This is a genomic window from Methylocella sp. CPCC 101449, assembly GCF_031921685.1.
In the GTDB taxonomy this organism is placed as follows: domain Bacteria; phylum Pseudomonadota; class Alphaproteobacteria; order Rhizobiales; family Beijerinckiaceae; genus Terripilifer.
Genome location: NZ_JAPDHU010000002.1, coordinates 1,021,244 through 1,043,681, shown reverse-complemented (window position 1 = coordinate 1,043,681; position 22,438 = coordinate 1,021,244). Strand labels below are relative to the sequence as shown.

Annotated in this window: 22 protein-coding genes; 6 read left to right on the top strand and 16 right to left on the bottom strand. The window is 61.5% G+C overall.

From position 1 onward, the window contains the following. Positions 1–67: 67 nt before the first annotated feature. On the bottom strand, positions 68–1,273 hold the full coding sequence (locus OIM99_RS15775) for a TDT family transporter (RefSeq protein ID WP_311851383.1): 1,206 nt from the start codon (positions 1,271–1,273) through the stop codon (positions 68–70). Further along, complete coding sequence (locus tag OIM99_RS15770; RefSeq protein WP_311851382.1) at positions 1,273–2,148, bottom strand: LysR substrate-binding domain-containing protein; 876 nt, start codon at positions 2,146–2,148, stop codon at positions 1,273–1,275. The genes OIM99_RS15775 and OIM99_RS15770 overlap by 1 nt, the downstream gene beginning before the upstream one ends. 163 nt (positions 2,149–2,311) lie before the next feature. Between OIM99_RS15770 and OIM99_RS15765 the strand changes: the two genes are divergently transcribed. The 4 genes from OIM99_RS15765 to OIM99_RS15750 all read left to right on the top strand — a co-directional run bounded on the left by OIM99_RS15765 (position 2,312) and on the right by OIM99_RS15750 (position 5,530). Next, positions 2,312–2,731 (top strand): VOC family protein, encoded by a 420-nt coding sequence (locus tag OIM99_RS15765; protein ID WP_311851381.1) that lies wholly within the window; start codon positions 2,312–2,314, stop codon positions 2,729–2,731. 20 nt (positions 2,732–2,751) lie between these two features. Continuing rightward, positions 2,752–3,354, top strand: coding sequence for a hypothetical protein (locus tag OIM99_RS15760; protein WP_311851380.1), 603 nt, complete (start codon positions 2,752–2,754; stop codon positions 3,352–3,354). Positions 3,355–3,455: 101 nt separating this feature from the next. Beyond that, complete coding sequence (locus OIM99_RS15755; RefSeq protein WP_311852273.1) at positions 3,456–4,133, top strand: response regulator transcription factor; 678 nt, start codon at positions 3,456–3,458, stop codon at positions 4,131–4,133. Beyond that, a complete protein-coding gene (locus OIM99_RS15750) occupies positions 4,130–5,530 on the top strand; it encodes an ATP-binding protein (protein ID WP_311851378.1) in 1,401 nt (466 codons plus the stop codon). The genes OIM99_RS15755 and OIM99_RS15750 overlap by 4 nt, the downstream gene beginning before the upstream one ends. A 25-nt stretch (positions 5,531–5,555) precedes the next feature. On the opposite strand, the gene queC is transcribed toward OIM99_RS15750, so the two are convergent. The 3 genes from queC to OIM99_RS15735 all read right to left on the bottom strand — a co-directional run bounded on the left by queC (position 5,556) and on the right by OIM99_RS15735 (position 8,581). Next, positions 5,556–6,251 (bottom strand): 7-cyano-7-deazaguanine synthase QueC, encoded by a 696-nt coding sequence (queC, locus tag OIM99_RS15745; protein WP_311851377.1) that lies wholly within the window; start codon positions 6,249–6,251, stop codon positions 5,556–5,558. A 24-nt stretch (positions 6,252–6,275) separates the two neighbouring features. After that, the gene (locus OIM99_RS15740; protein ID WP_311851376.1) at positions 6,276–7,538 is read right to left on the bottom strand and encodes an MFS transporter; all 1,263 of its coding nucleotides are present in this window, start codon (positions 7,536–7,538) and stop codon (positions 6,276–6,278) included. A gap of 113 nt (positions 7,539–7,651) precedes the next feature. After that, a complete protein-coding gene (locus OIM99_RS15735; RefSeq protein ID WP_311851375.1) occupies positions 7,652–8,581 on the bottom strand; it encodes a LysR family transcriptional regulator in 930 nt (309 codons plus the stop codon). A 170-nt stretch (positions 8,582–8,751) separates the two neighbouring features. Between OIM99_RS15735 and OIM99_RS15730 the strand changes: the two genes are divergently transcribed. After that, a complete protein-coding gene (locus OIM99_RS15730; RefSeq protein ID WP_311851374.1) occupies positions 8,752–9,618 on the top strand; it encodes a pirin family protein in 867 nt (288 codons plus the stop codon). A 41-nt stretch (positions 9,619–9,659) separates the two neighbouring features. Here OIM99_RS15730 and OIM99_RS15725 read toward each other — a convergent pair whose 3' ends face one another. The 6 genes from OIM99_RS15725 to OIM99_RS15700 form a co-directional block, all read right to left on the bottom strand. Then, positions 9,660–9,998, bottom strand: coding sequence for a cytochrome c (locus OIM99_RS15725; protein WP_311851373.1), 339 nt, complete (start codon positions 9,996–9,998; stop codon positions 9,660–9,662). A gap of 4 nt (positions 9,999–10,002) precedes the next feature. Next, positions 10,003–11,979, bottom strand: coding sequence for a thiamine pyrophosphate-dependent enzyme (locus tag OIM99_RS15720; protein ID WP_311851371.1), 1,977 nt, complete (start codon positions 11,977–11,979; stop codon positions 10,003–10,005). A gap of 213 nt (positions 11,980–12,192) precedes the next feature. Next, complete coding sequence (locus OIM99_RS15715; RefSeq protein ID WP_311851369.1) at positions 12,193–13,869, bottom strand: ABC transporter ATP-binding protein/permease; 1,677 nt, start codon at positions 13,867–13,869, stop codon at positions 12,193–12,195. After that, positions 13,866–14,747 (bottom strand): ChaN family lipoprotein, encoded by an 882-nt coding sequence (locus tag OIM99_RS15710; RefSeq protein WP_311851368.1) that lies wholly within the window; start codon positions 14,745–14,747, stop codon positions 13,866–13,868. Before OIM99_RS15710 ends, OIM99_RS15715 begins: the two co-directional genes overlap by 4 nt. Further along, complete coding sequence (locus tag OIM99_RS15705; RefSeq protein ID WP_311851367.1) at positions 14,740–15,483, bottom strand: hypothetical protein; 744 nt, start codon at positions 15,481–15,483, stop codon at positions 14,740–14,742. Before OIM99_RS15705 ends, OIM99_RS15710 begins: the two co-directional genes overlap by 8 nt. Before the next feature lie 66 nt (positions 15,484–15,549). Continuing rightward, a complete protein-coding gene (locus OIM99_RS15700; protein ID WP_311851366.1) occupies positions 15,550–17,790 on the bottom strand; it encodes a TonB-dependent hemoglobin/transferrin/lactoferrin family receptor in 2,241 nt (746 codons plus the stop codon). Positions 17,791–18,241: 451 nt separating this feature from the next. Between OIM99_RS15700 and OIM99_RS15695 the strand changes: the two genes are divergently transcribed. Further along, a complete protein-coding gene (locus OIM99_RS15695; RefSeq protein WP_311851365.1) occupies positions 18,242–19,132 on the top strand; it encodes a TonB family protein in 891 nt (296 codons plus the stop codon). Between the two features lie 46 nt (positions 19,133–19,178). On the opposite strand, the gene OIM99_RS15690 is transcribed toward OIM99_RS15695, so the two are convergent. The 5 genes from OIM99_RS15690 to OIM99_RS15670 form a co-directional block, all read right to left on the bottom strand. After that, on the bottom strand, positions 19,179–19,547 hold the full coding sequence (locus tag OIM99_RS15690) for an antibiotic biosynthesis monooxygenase (RefSeq protein WP_311851364.1): 369 nt from the start codon (positions 19,545–19,547) through the stop codon (positions 19,179–19,181). A 119-nt stretch (positions 19,548–19,666) separates the two neighbouring features. Beyond that, the gene (locus OIM99_RS15685; protein WP_311851363.1) at positions 19,667–19,993 is read right to left on the bottom strand and encodes a hypothetical protein; all 327 of its coding nucleotides are present in this window, start codon (positions 19,991–19,993) and stop codon (positions 19,667–19,669) included. 163 nt (positions 19,994–20,156) lie between these two features. Next, entirely contained in the window at positions 20,157–21,179 is a 1,023-nt protein-coding gene (locus OIM99_RS15680) for an amino acid ABC transporter substrate-binding protein (RefSeq protein WP_311851362.1), read from the bottom strand. A gap of 20 nt (positions 21,180–21,199) precedes the next feature. Next, on the bottom strand, positions 21,200–21,850 hold the full coding sequence (locus OIM99_RS15675) for a L,D-transpeptidase (protein ID WP_311851361.1): 651 nt from the start codon (positions 21,848–21,850) through the stop codon (positions 21,200–21,202). A gap of 10 nt (positions 21,851–21,860) precedes the next feature. Then, positions 21,861–22,325 (bottom strand): hypothetical protein, encoded by a 465-nt coding sequence (locus OIM99_RS15670; protein ID WP_311851360.1) that lies wholly within the window; start codon positions 22,323–22,325, stop codon positions 21,861–21,863. Positions 22,326–22,438: the final 113 nt, after the last annotated feature.

Below are 22,438 nucleotides of genomic sequence, written 5' to 3'. Positions count from 1 at the left end.
TGCCCGCAGGGCCAGACCAGGGGCGAGGGGCTGGCCCGCCGTGCTGACATGGCTTTGCCGATTAGACTTAAGGCGCAGGCCGCAGATTGTGAGTTGGCCGGCACAGATCGGCGATGCAGGGCGAGACGAACAGATGGCCGCGCCAGGCGCCGGCAATCGTGCGCGTTGCGACCACAGCCCACATGATGGCCAGGACGAGCGTGAGCAAACTGCCCACGATGCCGAAGAAAGAGAGATTCAACGTCGTGCCCAGCTTGAAGGTTGCGACGGCATAGACGCCGATCGGGAAGGTGTAGCCCCACCAGCCGAGATTGAACGGAATCCCGGAGCGCAGATAGCGGCGTGTGATCAAGGCGGCGAGGAAAAGCCACCACAGGCCGAAGCCCCACAAGGCGAGGCCCGCGACGGTGCCGATGCCTTGGGCGACCTCGCCGGCGCCTGCCATGTCATGGGCGGCGAAGATCGCGGGCGCATCACTGCCCAGGACGAGGAGGCCAAGAGCGCCGGTGCCGATGGGGCCAAGCGCCAGCCAGCTCGAAGCGGCCATACTCTCATGTGGCAGTTTATGGAGCGCCATGCGCAGCATCAGAATGGCGAGGATGGCGAAGGCGGCGGGCACCGAATAGGCCCACAACACATAGCTGGTGACGAGCGTCGCATATTGCGCCGTCGGGTCAGTCAGGTGCGGCGCCAACAGGCCACCGCTGACGGCGGCGACTTCCGCCGCCACCACGGGCAGCAGCCAGATCGCGGTCATCTGATCGATGCGATGCTCCTGGCGCGTGAACATCAGATAGGGGATCAGCACGCCACAGAGGATCGACAAGACGCAATCGAGCCACCATAAAACTTCGGCAATACCGATAGCGACCGTGCCGAACCGAGGAATGCCGAAGGTGAGAAAGCCGTTGACGATGGTGGCAAGGCCCATCGGAATCGTGCCGATGAACATCGATACCGAATTGTGCCCGAAGATGCGTTTGGCCTCATGGCCGAACAACAGCCAGCGGGCGCCGTAAAGCGCGCTGAACAACAGGAACAGCACGATGTTGACGAGCCACAGGGCTTCGCCAAGGCCTTGCAGCGACGGGCCGATGCGCGGCACTTGCGGCAGTGCCAAGGCCAGTATGCCGGTGCCCATGGTGGCGGCGAACCAATTGGGCGTGAACTGGCGGATGACTTCGCGTGGATGATCGAGAGCGGCCAAAGGGCTCAGGCCGTTCAGCACGCGGATGATCCGCGCGGGCGTTTGCGTTCGGCTCTGGGGCGCCATCAGTCGTTCTCCTTGATAAGGTCGAGCAGGGCCTGGGCAGCGCGGCTGCTGTAGCGTTCCTTGTGGCGCAGGCCGAAGAAGGGCCGGCGCGGCAGATCGAATTTCAGTTCCGTCAGCATGCCGGCGCGCACGGCCCGCAAAACGACGAGCGAGGACAAAGCGGCGATGCCGGCGCCAGCTTCGACGGCGGTGCGCACGGCTTCGTTGGAGGGCAGGGTCAGCGCGATGTCGAGCTGGGCTGGGTCGATGCCGCGCGCCCGCAAGACGTCCTCGAAGCTCGATCGCGTGCCGGAGCCCTGTTCGCGCATGATCCAGCGCGCCTGTTGCAGCCAGGCTTTGTCGATCGTGCGTGCGGTCGTGCCGGGCGCCGCGACCAGGGTCATCTGATCCTGCGCCACCTCCCAACTGACGAGCGCCGGTTCGTCGATCGGTCCTTCGACGAAGCCCAGTTCCGCCGCGCCGTCGCGGACGCGCTCGGCGGCGCCCCCGGTATTGGCGATGTCGAGATCGACTGCCACGTCGGGATAGCGCTGGCGGAAGGCGGCGAGATGGCGGGGCAGCCAGTAGCCGGCGATGGTCTGGCTGGCGACGAGTTTGAGGGTACCGCGCTTGAGGCCGCCGAATTCAGCCAGGGCCAGTTCGGCGCTGGCGGCGCGGCCGAGAACGGCGCGGGCTTCCTCCAGAAACAGCCGTCCGGGCTCGGTCAGTTCGATGCGGCGGCCGACCCGGTGGAAGAGGGCGATGCCATGCTGGGCCTCCAGGGCGGCGATCGCCGCGCTGGCCGCGGATTGGGTGACGTTGAGGGCCTGGGCCGCCTTGGTCATATGTTCCCGCTCCGCGACGGCGACGAAAATCCGCAATTGTTCAAGGGTCATATCGATCTCCGCCGCCTTGATGCGCCGATCTAATCAATCTGTCTAACGGATTGTTTTTATCATAATGATCGATTTTTATGATTATTTATTGCCGAGCGGCAGTTGATGGCCCGACGTGCTAAAGCGTAGGTGACGTTCGCGGGCATAACGAAGGAGACGGCCAATGGCGCGACTGAGGCATTTCGCGATCAGCGTGAAGGATCTGGAAGCGTCGGCACGCTTCTATTCGCAGGTTTTCGAACTCAAGGAAGTCGGCCGCGAGAGCAACGAGATCGGTTCGGGCATTTATCTGAGCGACGGTGTGGTCAATCTGGCGCTGTTGAGCTTCAACGGCGAGCGCGGCTCCGGCCTGAAAGACGCCAAGAGCTTCGCCGGCCCGCACCATTTCGGCTTCCAGGTCGATGATCTCGTCGACGCGCAACAGCGCATCGAAGCAGCCGGCGGCACGTTCTTCTTCGATTTCGGCGAAGAGCAGAAAGGCAACTTCGAACGCAAGTTCAAGGATCCCGACGGCGTCATCTTCGACATCTCGGAACACGGCTGGGTCGGGACCGATGGTTTCTCCTTCGCTCAAAAGAGCTAAAGTCTGGTTGGGAGACAGGGGTGAGCGAAGCGACGGAGGGCGGTTCGACGAAAGGGCGCCGCCGCGAGGCGGTCAAGACTTTCCTGATCGGCGACCGCACGCCGATGTGGTTTTCCCTCTTCGTGCTGCTGCTGGGCGCGGGTGGCACCTATTTTCTGGCGCCCCGGGTGAACGCCCAGTTTGAAGAACAGAAAATCAAATCCGATTTCGTCATCAGGAACTATGGCGACCTGCGGACGAAAATGGAGGAGTTCCAGGGCCTCTATGCCGTCGTGACGCAAAGGCTCGCGGCCGGAGAGGACATTCGTACGGATGTTTTCAAACTGCAGGAGCTGACGGCACGGATCAGTGCCCAAAACCTTTCGCTTCTGCCGATGTTCAATACTGAGGCGGGACCCAAGGCGGCTTCTGAATTGAACGCGGCTCTGAATGGCATGATCCAGGTGATCTTTGCTAATGCGGGGAAGAAAATCGAGAGCGATGCCGAGGTGGCGGCCTACCAGTCGGAGGTCGCCGCGGCGACACAGAAAATGGTGCCGCCCTTGCTCGAACTTTATATCCGCATCGGCGATGTCGGCCGCTTGCGGCCTATCGAGAAAAATCAAGAGTTGGCCAAGCCCTGACATCTCGTGACCCGAACAGGTCTTTTACCCTCATTGGAACCGTAGCGCCTCTGGCATAGACTGGCCGCGAGACTCACGGGAGAACGGACGACGTGGCCGGTTTGCGCATTTTGCTGGTGGAGGACAATTCCGAACTTGCCGCGTTGATCATGTCCGGTCTGCGATCGTCGGGCTATCTGGCCGATCATATGGCCAGCGCCGCCGATGGCCGCCATGCGCTTCGTCTGGGCCAATATTCGCTGCTGGTCCTCGATCTGGGCCTGCCGGATGCCGACGGCCTGACCTTGCTGCGTGAGTTGCGCCAGGCCAATGACGCGGTGCCGGTGTTGATCCTCACGGCCCGCTCCGGTGTTTCCGATCGGGTCGAGGGGTTGCGAGCGGGGGCAGACGATTATCTCGCCAAGCCTTTCGCCTTCGAGGAATTGCTGGCCCGCATCGAAGCGCTGCAGCGGCGGCCGCGGCAATTGGCCGATACGATGCTGTCCATCGCCAATCTCAAGCTCGACGTGCCCAATCGCCAGGCTTTCGTCGATCAGGAGCCGATTACTCTCAATGCGCGCGAAATCTCCGTGCTCGAATTGCTGCTCCGGCGCAAGGGCCGGGTGGTGCCGAAACAGGTTTTCGAGGACCAGCTCTTTGGCCTGTCGGGCGATGGCTCGCCTAATGCGGTCGAGGTCTATATCTACCGGCTGCGTAAGCAGCTCGTCGACCACGGCGCCACGGTGAAGGTGCATACGGTGCGCGGGGTGGGTTATCTGATCTCTGAGGCCAACGCGTGATACGCCGTATAGGCCGCAATTCGATTGTCGCGCGTATCGTCTGGCTGCACATTCTGGTGGTCGGCAGTGTCTCGATCTTCATGCCGGTGGCGCTGTACTTCCTGCTGGCGTCGGAAACCAACGAGATCCAGCGTCAGTTCATCACCAGCCAGGTCAACCAGATCGGCAAATATCTGACGCGCGATGACAATGGGGCCTGGCATCTGGATCTGCCCGAGGGCATCCAGGACATTTATTCCGAAGCTTACGGACGCTATCGCTACGCTATTCTCAATGCGCAGGGGAAAGTGCTGTTCTCCTCGCTGGCCGACAAATCCGCCGTCTTTCCCGATGGCGTGCTGACCGATGAAACGCAATATCTTGAGCGCCGCGATAGCGGCCTGACGGTTCAAGGCGCGCGTATTCCCGAGACGATCGACGGCGAGCCGTTCTGGGTCGAGGTGGGCGAAGACCTGTCTCACCGCGACGTCATCATCGACGATATTCTGGGCCGGTTTCTGCAACGCGTTGCCTGGGTGACGCTGCCGCTGTTGCTGCTTTTGCTGGGCCTCGACATCGCCATCGTGCGTACCGTTTTCCGGCCGGTCATCCGCGCTTCTGAAGAGGCGGAAGCCATCCGACCGTCGCAGCCGGGCGTGCGCCTGCCGAGCGCCGAACTGCCCGGCGAAATTCGGCCGCTGGTTCTGGCGATCAACAATGCGCTTGAACGTCTGGAGGCGGGCTACAGGCAGCAGCATGAGTTCGCGGCGGATGCGGCGCATGAATTGCGCACGCCTTTGGCGATCCTGCGTACCCGCATCGACACGATGGCGGATCGCGAAGTGTCGCGGCAATTGCGCAGCGACGTTGAGCGCATGTCGCACACGGTTAATCAGCTCCTCGAAATGGCGGAATCGGAGATTTTCGTCGTCGGTCCTGAAGAGCAGGCTGATTTGCATGCGGTCGCGGTCGATGTGGTGTCTTTTCTCGCGCCGTTGATTTTCGGCGAAGGGCGGTCGGTGTCCGTCTCGGGGGTGGATGGGCCGGTGCCGGTGAATGGCAACGTGGAGATGATCGCGCGGGCCCTGCGCAATCTCGTCGAGAATGCCGCGAAATATTCGCCGGAGGGCAGCGAAATCGAGGTCATCGTCGATCAGGCTGGGGCGCTGCGCATCACCGACGAAGGTGCGGGCATCAGCGATGACGACAAGCAGTTGCTCTTCCAGCGGTTCTGGCGACGGGACCGGCGGCGCGGCACCAACAGCGTTGGCCTCGGTCTTGCCATCGTGCAGCGGATCATGGCGGCGCATGGCGGCGAGATCGAGGTGCATCGCCGCTCGCCGCGCGGCACGGAGTTCGTGCTGCGCTTTCGGCCCTTCGCGCCGGATGCTCCAGAGGACAGCGTCGGAGCAGTCTGACGTTTATAGCGAAACGTGATTTGCTCTAACTCGCCTTGTAGCGACGATAGCCGTCGGCCCGCAGTTCGCAGGCTGGGCAGGTGCCGCAACCGAAACCCCAGGGGTGGCGCGTGCCGCGTTCGCCGAGATAGCAGGTGTGGCTTTCCTCGAGAATGAGATCGACCAGCGCCTGGCCGCCGAGCCGTTCCGCCAGGCGCCAAGTCTCGGCCTTGTCGATCCACATCAGTGGCGTTTCTAGCACGAAGCGCTTGTCCATGCCGAGATTGAGGGCCACCTGAAGCGCCTTGATTGTATCGTCGCGGCAGTCGGGGTAGCCGCTGTAGTCGGTTTCGCACATGCCGCCGACGACATGTTTGAGGCCGCGCCGATAGGCCAATGTGGTGGCGAAGGTGAGAAACACCAGATTGCGGCCCGGTACGAAGGTGTTGGGCAGACCCGCTTCGGTCATTTCAATGCCGACATCGCGCGTTAGCGCCGTATCGGAGATCTGCCCGAGCACGGCAAGGTCAATCGTGTGGTCGTCGCCAAGCCGCTGCGCCCAGCGCGGATTGAGTGCGGCCAGGCCTTTGCGAATGCTGTCGCGGCAATCGAGTTCGATGCGATGGCGCTGGCCGTAGTCGAAACCGATGGTTTCGACTCGGTCGAAGCGATCGAGCGCCCAGGCGAGGCAGGTGGCGGAGTCCTGTCCACCGGAGAACAGAACGAGGGCACCGGTGTTCAAATCCTTGTCTCCTTCACGGGTCTTTCACGCTTGGCTCTTCGCCGGCGCCTTGCCGACGGTGAAGTGATAGACGATGAGAAGTAGGAAAAGAACGCCGAAGGCGGAGAGGCCGAGCGACCAGTGGATGCCGATCCAGGCGCCGAGCAGGCCCACCGATAGGCCACTGAAGGCGCGCATGCCGAGCCCAGCCATGTTGTAGAGGCCGACGACCCGACCGCGGCTCTCGGGCGGCGCGTTCAACTGCACCAAGGCCTGTGCGATGGTGTTGAACGACAGTTCGCAGAAGCCGGCGATCATCAGTAGCACAATCGCCAGTGCGAAGCTGCCGGAGCTGGCAAAGCCCAGCAACGCACACGCCCATACTCCCGCCAGGATCATCGCGGCCTTGGCGGTGGAACGGATGACGTTCCAGCCTTCCAGCAGAATGCCGGCCAGCACCGCGCCGGCGGCGTCGGCCGCCAACAACAGGCTGTAGGAAATGCCGGGATCGCCATGGCCGAGATCTTGGGCGAAGCCGGGCATCTGCGCGCTGTAGGCATTGCCGACCAGGAAGGAGGTGAGGCCCGCCAGCAACGTCATTGAAGTCAGTATCGTGTTCGGCCTGATGTCGCGCATGGTCTGGATGATGTCGCCGAAGCCGCGCACGGCGCGGGCCAGCGGCTGCGCCGCCTTGCCCGGCGCCCAGAACAGCCACAACAGCATCGGCAGGTAGAACAAGGTGTTCAGCATGATGCCCTTGATGGGCCCCAGCGTGTACATGATCAGTCCGCCGACGGCTGGGCCGACCAAGACGCCGAGATAGCGCGCCATGGCATTCAGGCGCACCGCCGATTGCAGGTCGTTGGGGCCGACCATGTCATAGAGCAGGAGCTGGTTCGGCGTCTGCCACAGCACGCCAGCGCAGCCATGGATGATCAGGATCAGCATGGCGCTCCACATCGTCAAAGTATCGGTGACGAAGAAGAAGGCCCAGCCGGCCGAGGCGATGATGAACAACAGCATGCCGCACTGGATGATGCGGCGCCGGTCCATGCGATCGGCGAGGCCGCCGACGGAGACGGAGAATAAGAGGAAAGGCAGCCAATGGGACAGGATGGCGAAGCCGCCAAGCGCCGGCGAATGGAATTTTTGATAGATGAACCAGTAGCTGATCACGTGCTCTATATTGTCGGCCATCATGGCGACGACATAGGAGACGAATTGCAGGCGGTAGGCGGGGTGCCGCATGGCGGCGAAGGAGGTTTTGGGCAGGCCGGTTTTGACGGGGGTCGTTGCTGGGGCAGTCACGAGATATGTTCCAATACGGGTGCGGCCGCATAGCATGGATGCGGCGACGGGTTTTTGACCTTGTACATGACCGTACACTGGATCGTGTACTTTGGCTGCAATTGCCGCGCCATTTAAGATCCCCGGCTGTCCCGCGCTTCGATACGGCTGAGTTCGGCATATTCGGCGGCAAGAAAATCCATCAGCGCGCGCACCGAAGGCAGAAGGCCGCGTCGGGATGGAAAAGCAGCATGGATGATGCCTGTGCGCGGCGCCCAGCCCGGCAGAATGTCGACCAGGCGACCAGCTTTGAGATCGTCATGCACCACCAGGGTCGGAAATTGGCAGACGCCGATGCCGGCGAGAGCTGCTTCGCGCAGCGCCACCATGTCCTCGGTCAAAAGCCGCGGCCGGTGCGGGATTTTCGCCGTCGCGCCATCGGGGCCGTCGAGGCACCATTCGTGCTCGCTGTTCGCCGGCCCCCAGGCGAGGCTCGGCAGGGTGGTGAGGTCGGCTGGGACGAGCTGGTGTGAGAGGTCTTTGACGAGGACCGGGCTCGCCACCAGCCTTTGGGTGCTGTCGGCGAGTTTGCGGATGACCAGATCGCTGTCGTCGAGCGGCGGAAAGCGCACGCGGATGGCAAGATCGAAGCCTTCGCTGATGACATCGACCCGACGATTGGTGCTGTCCAGCATGATTTCGACATGCGGGCAGGCGGCCATGAAGCGGGCGATCATCGCGCCGACCTGAAAGTAGATCATCGACGCCGGGCAGCTCACCCGCACGAGACCGCGCGGTTCGCCATGCATGCGTTGGACGGCTTCGGTCGCCGCTTCCGCTTCCACCACCATGGCCAGGCAGTGGCGATAGAATTCGTGACCGACGTCAGTAACGGCGAATTGCCGGGTCGAACGCTGGATCAGGCGGACGCCCAGGCTTTCCTCGAGCAGGCCGATGCGTCGGCTGAGCCGCGAACGGGGCATGCCGAGCTTTCGCGCGGCAGCGGAAAAGCCTTTTTGCTCAACTACATCGACGAAGAGCCTGAAGTCGTTTAGATCTTTCATGAATTGTCCTATCCTTAGGACAGTCTAGCGCAAAATCGCCCTCTACAGGATTTTTGGTGCGGATTTATCTCTTTGCCAACGTCGGCGTCCTTATTTTGACGCGTCTTCTTGGCGTTTGATGGCTCCATCAAACACAGAAACGCTATGGGCGTCGCGACAAGGAGTGTGAGATGAAAAAAGTTCTCGGAACTTACAGCAGCCCGCGGCCGCATTGGGTCGGTGACGGCTTTCCCGTCCGCTCGCTGTTTTCCCATGGCAGCCACGGCCAGCATATCAGCCCGTTTCTGCTGCTCGACTATGCCGGCCCGGCCGACTTCACGCCGGCCAAGACGCCGCGTGGTGTCGGCACCCATCCGCATCGCGGCTTCGAGACCGTGACCATCGTCTACAAGGGCGAGGTCGAGCATCGGGACTCGACGGGCCGTGGCGGCGTGATCGGACCGGGTGACGTGCAGTGGATGACAGCCGCCGGCGGCATCCTGCATGAGGAATTCCATTCCAGGGCGTTCACCGCCAAGGGCGGCACGCTGCAGATGGTGCAGCTCTGGGTCAATCTGCCGAAGAAGGACAAGAATGCCGAGCCCGGTTATCAGAGCCTGCTCGACGCCGATATTCCCGCCGTCGATCTGTCCGAAGGGGCAGGCACATTGCGGGTAATCGCTGGCGAGTTCGAAGGTAAGCGCGGCCCCGCACACACTTTCACGCCGATTGAGGTGTGGGATGTGGCGTTGAAGCCGGGCGCGACGGCGCGTCTGCCAGTGCCGGAGGGTCACACCGCCGCTGTGGTCGTGCTGGAAGGCACGGTCGAAGTGAACGGCGAGGCCATTGCGCGCGAGGCTGAATTCGTCCTGCTCGATCAGAAGGGCAGCGAAGTGACGATCGAAGCCAATGGCAACGTTCGTCTGCTGGTTCTGGCCGGTGAGCCGATCGACGAGCCGGTGGTCATGCACGGCCCGTTCGTGATGAACACCAAGGACGAGATCGTGCAGGCGATCACCGACTTCCAGAGTGGCCGCTTCGGTGCCATTTCGGCCTAAAATGAAAGGGCCGCCGCTCGGATGAGTGGCGGCCCTTTTTTCTAAGGGTCGATGAATTTCTTCACGTCGACGGCCGGCGGCCGCGACGACAGGTAGGCGTGGATCGCCTGCAAATCCTGGTCAGGGAGAACCTGCTCACGGAACGGCGGCATCTGCCGCGAACTGCTTCTGACGAAAGCCGAGAAAGCTTCGTAAGGCAGCGGCTCCGGAGCGAGTTTCGGGCCGGCCGAAGTGCCTTGGCCCTCGGTTCCGTGACATTGCCAGCAGCCATATTTCAGAAACTGCGCATGGCCGGTGTCATCAGCCGCAGTGGCTTGCAAAGACGAGCCGACGAGGACGGCAAAGCTGAGGGACGCGAATTGCAAAAAGCTTCTGGTCATCAGCTTACCTCGGCTGGCACACGACATCGACGAGCGCCGGCTCGCCACTTTTGACGACTTCGACGGCCCGCTTGAGCGCCGGCGCCAGATCTTTTGGATCGGTGATCGGCCCGGCTGACCACATGCCCAGTGAAGATGCCAGCCGGGCGTAGTCGATGTTGGGATTTTCGATGCCGGTGCCGACGGGCACCGAGCCGCCGCCGAGATTGGCGACGCGATCATGCCGGTTCGACATGCGTTGCACGTGCATCACCTCCTGGTGATAGCCACGGTTGTTGTGCATCACGTTCAAGAGCGGGATCTTGTGATGCGCGGCGGTCCACAACACGCCGGGCGCATACATCAGATCGCCGTCCGACTGGATGTTGAGCGAGAAACGGCCGAAGGCCCGGTTGGCAAGCGCCGCGCCAACGGCGGCCGGTGCGCCGTAGCCGACGCCGTATCCGCCCGAAGCGCCGATGAATTGATAATACTTGTCGAAAGGCCAGAGCCGTGTCGGCCAGGAGCTATGGAAGGAATCGCGGCTGACCATGGACCAGTCTTCGCCTTTGATCTGATTCCAGATTTCGGCGCAGAGCCGCGCCGTGCTGATCGGCTGGGCGTCCCAGGCGATGCCGGCCGCGGCAATGGAACGGGCGCGGTTTTCCGCCCAGGCCTTCTTCATGCGTTCGGCGCGCTGGCTGAGCGCATCCTTCTTGCCCGCCGGCAGAGCCGATTTGATATATTCGATGAGCAAGGGAAGCGAAGCCTCGGCATCCCCGGCCATGCCGATATCGACCGGCTGGAAGCGCTGGAAATCCTGGAAGTTGGACTTGCTCAACAGTTCCGTCGCGGAAATCGAGATCAGCTTAGCTGATGGCTTGGTTCCACGCTCCTGCAAACCGTGGCCGTGATTGTCCTCGTTGTCGATGTAGCCGTTCACCGTGCCCCAGAAATCCGACAGTTCCAGACCAAGTATGACGTCGGCTTGCGCGATCAGCGCGCGACCGCGGGCGGATTGATTGAGATAGTGATTGGTCGCGATATTGAGCCGGCCGAGTTGATCGATCACCGGCGCCTGCAAGGTTTCTGCGAGTTCGGTGACAAGGCGCATACCGGCGAGCGTACGTGCCGCGCGGTCGGCGATGATCACCGGATTTTCCGCCTCGGCGAGCAGTTTGGCCGCTTCGCGCAGCGCCGCCGCATCGGCCTGCGGTGGTGCGCTGGCGACGTATTTTGGAATCTGGAGTTTTTCGCCCTTCGGATAAGGGACTTCCTGTAAACCCGCATCGAGGGAGATCGCCACCGGTTCGTAGGGCGGCGTCATCGCGATGCGATAAGCCCGCACCATCGATTGCGCGAAGTGGTTCAGCGAAACCGGCTGGTCATCCCATTTGGTGAAATCGCGGATGATCGCATTGGGGTCTTGTGCGGCATGGAATGTCGGCACGCCGGGCGGCCGCGTCGCGGCATCGAGATGATTGCCGCCGATGACGATGATGGGAACGCGATCGCACCAGGCGTTGAAAATCCCCATGGTTGCATGCTGCAATCCGACCGTCCCGTGCACCAAAACGGGGATCGGCTTGCCGGTGATCTTGAAATAGCCGTGCGCCATGCCGATCGCCGACTCTTCGTGCATGCAAGTCAGCATCTCCGGCATCTTGTTGCCGCCATAGTTGATCAGCGACTCATGAAAACTGCGAACGCTCGAGGCCGGATTGGTCAGTAGGTAGTCGAAGTTGAGGGACTTCATGACATCGACCATGAAATCGGAGCCGGGCTTGCGGCTTTCTTCCGGTGCGTTCGGCACCTGTCCCACTTCGGCGGCGGCGACCTGGGCATTCGGCGGCAGGGCGCTGGGCTTAGGGGGAGGGAGGTCGAGATGTTCGGCCGGTGCCGCAGCATTGGCGACTTGCGCGCCGGCCACCGTTCCGGTCGCTCCGGCAGCAACGACAGTTTTCAAGAAGACACGACGCGAACTGCCCCGAGCATTGGCCATGTAAGCCTCCCTTGGTTCGGATCATCCCATCACCGCGCACCGTAATTGTGCGTCAGTATATTTGTGAGCAGGGTGATCCGAATAGGGTTCGGGATCAAGCGGGAAAAGACGCGCTTAAGCTGCAATATTTTGCAGTTTTTGAATGCACATCGCATCGATCGAAAGACGATGCGATGTGGCGAGGTGTATCGTGCTGAATGTGAACGAGTTGTCTTAGAGGTCGATCTTCTCGAACCGTCCGGCGCCTTGTGGCGGGCGATGGGCGATGAAGACGAATGTTGTGTGCGGAAGCGTCGTTCGCAGGTTCTGCAACAGCGTGGTTTCGCTCTCTTGATCGAGCGCGCTGGTAGCTTCGTCGAGGAAAGCCCAATCCGGTTGTTGCAGAATCAATCGGGCAAGCGCTAGCCGTTGACGTTCGCCGCCGGACAGGCCGCGCCGTGTCTCCTCCCAGGCCGTGCCTTCCAGACCGCTCAGGCGCTCGAGCCCGACCAGTTTCAGGGCTTCGAGGAAACGCTCTTCGGTGATTTCATGCGGATCGAGCGGATAGGCCAGAGCGGCATGCAGGCTGCCAAGCGGCAGATAGGCTTGCTGCGGCATGAAAGCGATGTCGGCTTCCGGTTTGTCGATGCGGCCTTGTGCATGCGGCCACAGGCCGGCGATCGCCTTGGTCAACGTGCTTTTGCCGCGACCGGATGGACCCGACAGCCAATAGGATGTGCCGGCTTGCAGGTCGAGACGTTCGAATGGCGGCAGCATTTTGCCTGACGGTGTCGAGAGACGCACATCATCGATCGTCAAGCGACTGTCCGAGGCCGTGGCGATCTGCGGCTGCGCGATCTGCCGCCCGGCGTTTTCCGCGGCATCGAGGAAGAAGGCGAGGCGATTGGCGGCTGCCGCCAGTTCCGCCAGGTCGCGATAGGAGAAGATGAACCACGAAAGCGTGGTGACGACATTGGAAAAGGCGGAGCTGATCTGCATCAAGCCGCCGAACGTGATCTTGCCGGCGAGAAAGGCCGGCAGTGCCAGGAACAGCGGAATGCGCAGCACCGTCTGCATGTAGGGCCGGGTGAAACAGCCGAGGATCAAATCGCGCCGGGCCAGCAGGCGCCAATTGTCGAGCACGGCGCGGAAGCGATCGCGCAACAGGCGGCGCTCGGCCTCCTCGCCATTGGCGAGCGCCACCGCCTCGACATGCTCGCGAAAGCGCGACAGCGCGAAACGGAAATCGCCTTCGCGGCGCTGTTGCTCGAAATTGATGTTCTTGAGCGGTGCGCCGAGTAGATGAGTGGCCGTACTGGCGATCACCACATAGATCGGGGCGGCCCAGACCATGTAACGCGGGATTTCAATGCTCAGCCCGAACAGCGTAATGGAAAGCGGAAAGGTCGAGAGGCCCCAGACGATGCTGACATACCAGACGATCGCGACGATATTGACCATCAGTTCGACGGCTTCGCCGGTGAGCTTGTCGACATAGATGCGGCAATCTTCGGCGATGCGCTGATCGGGATTGTCGATGCCGCCATCCTTGCGGTCGCGCAGATGCCAATAGGCCTTGCCGGTGAGCCAGCGGTCGAGCACGGCCTCGGTCAATGTCCGCCGCCAGCGGATGATCAGCATTTTACGCAGATAAGTGGCCGTCAAGAACATGGCGGCGCTGGCGCCGATCAGGCAGAAGAACACGCCGATCTGCCAGATCGCGGTGTCGACATCGAGCTTTTGCAAGGCGTTGTAGAAGACGGCGGTCCAGCCGATGATCTGCACCGTGATCCAGATACCGCCAAGACCGAGCGCGAACAGGATGAAGACGTAGAACAGGCCGATCGGGCCGCCTTCGCCGGCGATGCAAAGGCGGGTGAGGCGGATGAACTGGCTGGCGAGGGTGCTCATGCGCTGGCCCTCGGCGCGACAGGCCGCCGGTCGGCCGGCGGTTCCGGATAGGCGAGCCGGAAGAGGCCGTCGGCAAGGCCGGAGAGGGCGTTCACATCATGGCTGTCGTTGTCGGTCGGCAGCAGAATGCCGATCCGGTTGATGCCGAGATCGCGCAACTGATAGGGCGTGCCATGGCCATATTCGAGATGGCCGCGTCCGATGATGCCGACGACAAGGGGATCGTCTGGCTGCCCTTCCAGGCAATCGGCGATGGCACAGGCGAAGGAGCGGTCCCAGACCTGTTGCGCCCGCACGAAACGATCGAACCGTTCCGGCGCGGCGAAGGAGGCATCGCGGGCCGTGACGCCAGCCATCAATCTCAGCAGGTAGTCGCGATAGGCTTGTGTCGCCGGGGCCGAAGGGGTGACGCTGTCGCGTTCCTCGACGGGAATGGCGTCCCAGCCGAGCTGGCCGACGCGGGTTACCAGCGAGCGTGTGCAGTTCAGCGCTCGCATCGGCACGTTCTGCTGCCGGCAGAAATAGAACAGCGGCAGATAGATGGCCGGATCGAAACCCCACACCTTTGCCCATTCGCTACGTTCGATGAATTCATCTGTCGTCAGCTCCTGCGCCACCCAGGCATCGAGGACGGGCTGCACGCGGCGCGGAAACATTTCGAAACCGACGACCATGCGTGGACGCAGCAGATGCAGGCAGGTCAAGACCTGCAATTGCCAGCGGTGGATTTCGGCGATGTCGTGGGTTTCGCCGAGCAAAATGACCTGTTGCGCGGCCATGCGCGCCATCAGCTCGCTTTGGGCGATTTCACGGCGGGTTTGCGGGTCGATCCAGCGGGCGCGATGGTGCGGGATCGATGCAGGTATCGCTTCAACCATGATGGATCGTTTCCGTCAGATGGACGAAGGCCTGCGGTGTGCCGCGCAGCACCAGGCCGGTCAGCGCCCCATCGGCCGTTTCAGCATGTAGCTCAATGTCCTTCCCGTCGCTGAGTTTGCGCCAGCGCGCGACCGCGCCGACCATCAGGTGCAGGTGAAAATCCTTGGTCATGACGTTGATGAAGCCCATGGCCGGCTTCGGTTCGGGCACTTCGCCGGTCCAAGCCTGGATGAGGCCCGGGCGGTGCATTTCGATGGTGATGGGCTCACCGCTTTCGCGCGCCGCCTGGAAGGTGACGATTGCCAAATCGTCGGCCGACACGTCCTGCGCTGGAGATGAGGTTTTTTTCTCGGGTGGGGCGACGGGGCGGCCGGGACCGAAGGGCGCTAATGCTTTGTCGAAAGGCTCGGGGCCGTCGAGTGCATGCAGGCTGAATAAAGTGACGCCGTCGCGGTCCTGCATTTCGAGTTTCGGCAAAATGCGTTCACGCATCCGTCCGGAGCGATCGGCGATGACCGCCGCGATCCGAGCGAGATCGATCTGGCTGTCGTGGCATGGTCCCGACAGTCGCGCCGTTCCATTGTCGATGGTGATGGATGCAACTTCGCCTATTCTCTCGTGGGTGGCGCCGCCGGCCTGTGTGCCGAGCATGATGCGTCCCATCTGGGGCAAAAGGGCGAGAATGGTTTCTACCGCAACATCGAGGATTTCGCGGTCGGCGGTTTGATCTAACATAAGGCTACTCCTGAACGGCGGAACGGTGCCAGGCGCGAGGCCGGCACCGTTCGCATGTACGGCTTCTTAAAAATCGATCGTCGCGCCGATCTTGAACGTACGGCCCGGTGCGGTCTGCAGTTCAAGCGGATTGACGGCACGCACACTGGCTGATGGTGCGATGTCGTAGCGGAAGACGTTCGAGAAATAACGCCGGTCGAACATGTTTTGGATGCCGGCGCGCAAAGTCACATTCGGCAATGGCTTCCAGTTGAGATAGGCGTCGAACACGCTGTAACCCGGCGGCTTGAACGTGGTCGATGTGGCAGCACGCGTCACGGCCGAAGCGAAAGTCGCGACGAATTCGGCTTCGAGACCATGTTCGGGCATCTGATATTTGAGACCGGTAACAGCGGTCAGCGGGCTGATGTCCGTATAAGGCGTCTGCGCCGCGCCGGGCGTCGCGCGTTGGTTGCCATATTGATAGCTGACCGAGAGATTGGCCAGCCAGCGCTCGTGGAAGCGCCATTCAGCGGACGCTTCGACGCCGGAAATCGTCACCGACGACAGATTGCGCGAGGTGATGTCGCTGGCGTTGACCTGATAGAGTTCCTGGATGAAGTCCTTGTAGCGGGTGTGGAAGACGCCGATCGAGAACCAGCCCTGGGCGAACTTGCCGCGGATACCCGCTTCATAGGATTGCGCCTGTTCGGGACGCAGATCCGGATTGGGGATCACGACCTGATTGCCGGCGGGCAGGGAGGTGAAGAGCTGCTGCGCCGTCGGCATTTTGAAGCCTTCGGAATAGCGTGCGTAGACCGAGTAAGTATCGTTCAGCTTGAATATGGTGCTGAGCTGCGGCACGAAGCGGTGCGCAGCGAGATCGCGCGGCAGCTTACCGGGAATGTAGATATAGCCCGGACCCGGCTTCGGATTGATCTCGTAGTTGGCGTAACGAATGCCCGGTGTCACCGTCCAGCGGTCGCCGAACAGCTCGATCTCGTCCTGCAGGAAGAAGTCGTAACGCTTGGTGGTTGAGTTGGCGAAATTGAAGCCACCGGCGATGGTGGTCGTCAGCACATTGGTGGTGAGATTGCGGATATCGTCACGCCGATTGTAGTCGGCCTGCATGAGATCGCCCTGGAAACCGTAGGTCAGCTTGTGGCGGCTTGGCCCCAGTACGAAAGTTGATTTGGCCTGGATGTCGAGCTGCGTGAATTTTTCCAGATAGCTCAGATAGCCGTGGGTGTAGCGGAGCTGATTGTTGGCGAGTTGTTGGATACGATCGCTGATGAACTTGCGCTGTTGCTCCGAATGCGAGATCTGCCAGCGGATGCTGTCCAGATAAGGTGCGCCGACATTCCATTCGTGTTCGAGCGATATGGTTTTGCGCGTCAATACCTGATTGCGCAGGTAAGGCCCGTTGCGAATGCCAAGACTGACGACGTTGTAATCATAGATCTGATTGACCGTGCCATCGCGATCGTACCATTCGCCCGAGAGCTTGAACTCGTGATCGGTCGTTGGCCGGTAGACCAGTTTGGCGAAGCCGTTCAGGGTCGATTGCGAGACCGGGTTGAGCTGATTGCAGGGCAGGTAGCGTAGCGAAGGAACCGGGCAACCGTAGATGCCGCCGTCGGCCCGGGCCTGGCTCAGCCGCGCCTCGTTGTTGCTGCGGTGGCTGATGCCGAAGAGGGCTTCGAGCGAGGGATTGATGCGTACCGCCGCGATGGCAGTCTTGACGAAGGAACGGTCGAAACTGTCAAAGGCCGTGTCGAGCTTACCGCCGTAGGATTTGGCCGGGTCGCGCAACAGGTCGGACGGGTCGAGCGTGCGGTAGGCGACGATGCCGCCCAAGGCGTCGGCGCCCCACAGCACGGTGCCCGGACCGCGCAGGATTTCGACGCTCTTCATGAAGGGCATACCGACGAAGTCGCGCGTGCCGTCGGTGATGCGCTCGATGACGCGCACGCCATCCACCCGCATCTGCACCCGGTTGCCACCGACGCCGCGGATGGTGAAGCCGCCGAAATTGCCGAAAGGATCGGTGCCCGACGTCTGCCGATTGACGCTGACGCCCGGCTGATAACGCACGAGATCCTGCATGTCGCGGATGCCGTGGTCTTCGATTTCCTGGCGGGTGATGACGCTCACGGTGGCCGGAACGTCGAGGACCTGCTGCGGACTGCGGGTCGCCGTCACCGTGATCTGGTCGAGGTCGATAGCCGATTCAGGCGTCGTGTTTGTGGATTGTTGGGCAGCCGCGCTAGTTGTGAAAGCGGATGCCGCGGTCAGTATAATGACCGGAATATTCCATTTAGAATTCATAAAAGCGCCCCCATTCTTTGGTGTGGCGCCTTAGATTAACAATATAGTTCGGATCAAGCAGAATATAGCGGAAGCATATACTATATATTTTGAATATATATAGATTGTAATTCTTACAGAGATAGCTTGGCCATATTCCTGAAAAGAGTCAGTGGCTTCCCTGAAGCGGCGTGGCATTTTGGGGCTGTGGAGACCGGATATGGCTATTCTCGGCGTCTTCCCGCAAATGGCGTCAAAACACTCCGTAGAATCACGGGTTTTACTGACCTTCGTCCTTCAGACCTGTAGCTCGTACCTGCTTGGATCGGCGCAGTGTGTCGAAGCAATTGTGACGGATAAAACTTATAATATTTAAAAAATACATTTGTTGCGCCAAGGAAATACTTGGCTATAGACGGATCGATGCCGGCCTTCGCGTGAATTCGCTTGCCGCCCGTCGAATGAGATCGCCATGGACAGCTACGTTTTTGGACAGCCCGCAGATGGGCAGAACATCTGGGGCTTGCGCCTGCGCTGGGCGACAGCCGGATTGCTGGTGACGTTGGCGCACGGAGCGGTGGTCTGGCTTGCCGTTAGCTGGCGGCCGGCGCCGGCGGAAGCCGCCGAACCGGCGCAAGGCATGGTCATCGAACTCGCCGCTTTGGCGGTCGATCCTGAGCTGGCGGACGTCGATATTCCGCCGTCGCCAGACATGGTGAAGACGGAACCGACGCCGCCCGAAGAAACGTCTCAACCTGAAGTGGCGGAGCCGCAGGTGCCCGAACAAGCGGCTCCGGAACAAGCCGTGGTCGCGCCCTTGCCAAAGGTCGAAGACAGCGACGTGGTGATGGAAACGCCCAAGCCGAAAATCGAGCCCAAGATCGAGCCTAAGCCGATGCCGAAGGTCGTGCCGAAGCCGGTGCGCGAGGTGAAGCCGAAGGAACCGAAGCGCGAAGTGCGGCATGCCAAGGTGGATACGCATAAGCCGGAGCGTGTCGCACCGCCGCGCGCTGCCGCCGCCTCGCGTCTTTCAGCTCAAACCGGTGCCGCGGCGCCGGTGGCGGCGTCGGCGCCCGTTTCGGGAGCCTCGATGGCCTCCTGGCGCGGCAGCCTGATTGCGCATCTTAATCGTTACAAGCGCTTCCCGGCGGGCGCGAATAGCGCCGGCTCTGCCTCCGTCGCTTTCACCATCGATCGGTCGGGGCGCGTACTATCGTCGAGCCTGGTGCGCAGCTCTGGCGATGCGGCGCTGGACGGCGAGGCGGTGGCGATGATGCGGCGGGCGAGCCCGGTGCCGCAACCACCCGAAAACATTGGCGGCCGGACGATTTCGCTGGCCGTGCCGATCCGCTTCAATCGATAAGCGGATAACGAATAGGCGGCTTGTTGCCGCCTATGTTTCGTCGGGTTTACGCAGCCTGTCCCGAAGACACGGACTTGCCGTCGATCACCTGCAGCACTTCGAACCCTTCGAACTGCGACGGGCCAATCGTCATGGGCTGCTGCTCGGACTTCTGATCGCTGCCCGTCTTGCTCGCCGCCGCTTTATGGGCGGAAGCGAATTGCGGTGATTTCGTCCAGGCCTCGAAGGCGTCGCGTGAAGCCCACAGCGTGTAGGAGGAGAACAGGATGTGATCCTCACGCTGTGGCCCGCGCAGCATGTGGAACGACAGGAAGCCTGGAACTTCCGGCAGCCGCGTTTCGCGCTTCAGCCACATCTGTTCGAAGGCCGTCGCCGCCTCGGGGCGGACTTGGAAACGGTTCATGGCGACATACATGGCGCAACCTCTTCACTGTTGGTCTGCCGGCGAACGAACACCGGGCGAGAGCAAAGGTCAACGGCGAGAGGCGTAGATTTGGTTTTCTACAATCTGATGTCGCGTTCCATCCGAGCGCTTCACGCGATCCGCCGCTGTTCCTCCGGCAAGCGCTGTGCCGCCGCTTTGCGGCCGGCCAGACGATAAGCGACGCGCCGGTCCTCGCCGGGGAAATAGCAGCGTTCGAGCGCACCGATGGTCATGAGGTCGATCAGCGCTTGCAAGGCGTCGAGACTCATTGGCGTCTCGTCGACGACGGCGTCGGCGGCGCTTTTGAGAACCAGGCGCGGTTGCGTGGGATGCGGGATTTCCTCGATATAGTGGCTGGGATCGTTGGCTAGTTGGCCGAGGAGATCTTGGTGTCGCGAGGCGAGGTGGGGCAAATCGTGGTCAAGATGAATGGTCATTGGCGTTAAACTGTCGCGCCCTTGAGCGGTTTATCGTTGAACAATCAATTCGGAAGATTTGAAATCAATAACGCTAAAGAAAGATCGCCGCGATCGTTACAATTTGAACGATCGCGGCGATGGGTGTGGATAGCTTGGCAGTTATTTGTAACGTTTGTGTGCCCTAACGCAGCGGCGGCGCGTAGAGAATGCCGCCGTTCGACCACAACTGGTTCAAACCGCGGGGAATGCCGAGTTTGGACGCTGCGCCGACATTGCGTTCGAACATCTCGCCGTAATTGCCGACGGCGCGCACCGCGCGCACTGCCCAATCAGGCTCGAGCTTCAATTGCGCGCCGAAGCCACCTTCGGCACCGGTGAAGCGGCGCACGTCCGGTTTGCTCGATTTCAAAGCTTCGTCGAGCGTAGCCGTGCCGATGCCGAGATCCTCGGCATTGATGAGGGCGAAATTCGTCCATTTGATCAGGTTGAACCAGGCGACGTCGTCGCCACGCACCGCGGGGCCGAGCGGCTCTTTCGAGACGACGTCGGGCAGCACGATGGCGCTGCCGGGTTGCGACAGTTTCAGGCGCTCGCCGTAGAGCGCCGACTGGTCGGCGGTGAACACGTCGCATTCGCCTTTCTCAAGCGCCTTGATCGCATCGCCCGGCGAAGCGACGAGCACTTCGCGATAGGTCATGGAATTGGCCTTGAAGAAATCGCCGAGATTGGCGCGGGTGGTCGTGCCATCCTGTACGCACACCGAGGTGTCGTTGAGTTCGAGGGCCGAGATCACTTGCGGCTTACGCGCCACAAGGAAGCCCTGGCCGTCGTGATATGTGATGCCGGCAAAGAGCAGGCCGAGGCTCGCCTCGCGTTCAAAGGTCCACGATGAGTTGCGTGACAGCACGTCGATGCGTTTAGCGCGCAGGGCTTCGAAACGATCGGCGGCATTGAGCGGTACGTAGCTCACTTTCGAGGGATCGTTAAAAATAGCAGCGGCGATGGCACGACAGAAGTCGACGTCGAAGCCGCTCCATTGCCCCTTGTCGTCGCGCTCGGAAAAGCCGCCGAGGCCGGTGCTGACTCCGCACGAGAGCGTGCCGCGCTGTTTGACGTCGTCGAGGGTTCCGGCATGAACGGGCAGGGTGACCGTGGCGAGAGTGAGCCCCAGCGCCAGACCTGTAGTGCGAATTGGATCGAGCATGGATTGTCCTTGCGATCGGATTAGAGCTGCGCGGAATGGCGGATGATGACTTTCGCACCGACATTGGTGCGAGAGAAAAGATCGATCACGTCGCCATTGGCGAGACGGAAACAGCCAGACGAAATCGATTGACCAATGGTCTCGGGCTGGTTGGTGCCGTGAATGCGATAGACGGTCGAGCCGAGATACATGGCGCGCGCGCCCATCGGATTGCCGGGGCCGCCAGCCATGAAGCGCGGCAGATAGGGCTGGCGCGTGATCATTTCGGGTGGCGGCGTCCAGTCGGGCCATTCCGCCTTGCGACTGACCTTGACGAGGCCCGACCATTGAAAGCCTTCGCGGCCGACACCGATGCCGTAGCGCAAGGCGCGGTTGTTGCCGAGGACGTAATAGATGAAGCGCTCGGACGTGTGGATCACCAGCGTGCCGGGTGGTTCGTTGGAGCGGAAGAAGACGAGCTGGCGTGCATAGGGGCCATCACGGATGATGGTTTCCTCGGTGGAGATGCGGCCCGGTTCGTCGCCGACGTTCATGGTCTCGCGCTGGGCGGCGGCAGATGCCGCCTGTGCCTGCGCGAACGAGGGCGCGAGCAAAGTCACGGTGGCGACCATCGCGGCTGCCAGCCAGGGACGCATCGATCTGCGCGTCGAAATCGTGTCTTGCGTGGTCATCGTAGCTCTCTCAGCACCGCACATAGATGAAGGTTCCGTAACGCGTATTGGCATCCGGATCGACGAAACGCATGATCATCTCCTTATCGGTCATGGAGACGATCTCGCGATCCTGCGGGTCGCCCGGTGGCGTGGCGAAGCCGAGATAGGTCTTGCCATCGCGCGCGCGTTTCAGCGCGAGTTCATATTGTTGCGAGTCGTCGGCGACATGCATCATCACGCCATCGGTCGGTCCTTTGGCGATGACATAGGGTTGGCGGCACTGGCGCGCGATGCGCTCCGTGCGTGCACGATCCTTTTCTTCGCGATAGGAGGCCATGCCCCATTTGCCGATTAGTCTGTCGGCGGGCAGCGTTTCGTAGGAACCCGAGGCCGGCGCGCGGGCCGCCGTCGGTGTCAGGTTTTCGACTGTCGCACAGGCAGACAAACCGAGAGCCATCGCCACACAGGCGAGCTTTTCGACGCGATGCTTCATGTGACGTATTTCCTCCGATGTCGCAAAGAGTAAGATAAGGCTCTGCTCATGTCTAGCTACGCTTCCTTGCCGAAGCGTTGACCGCGTCGGATGGTAAAGGTTATGCACGCGGG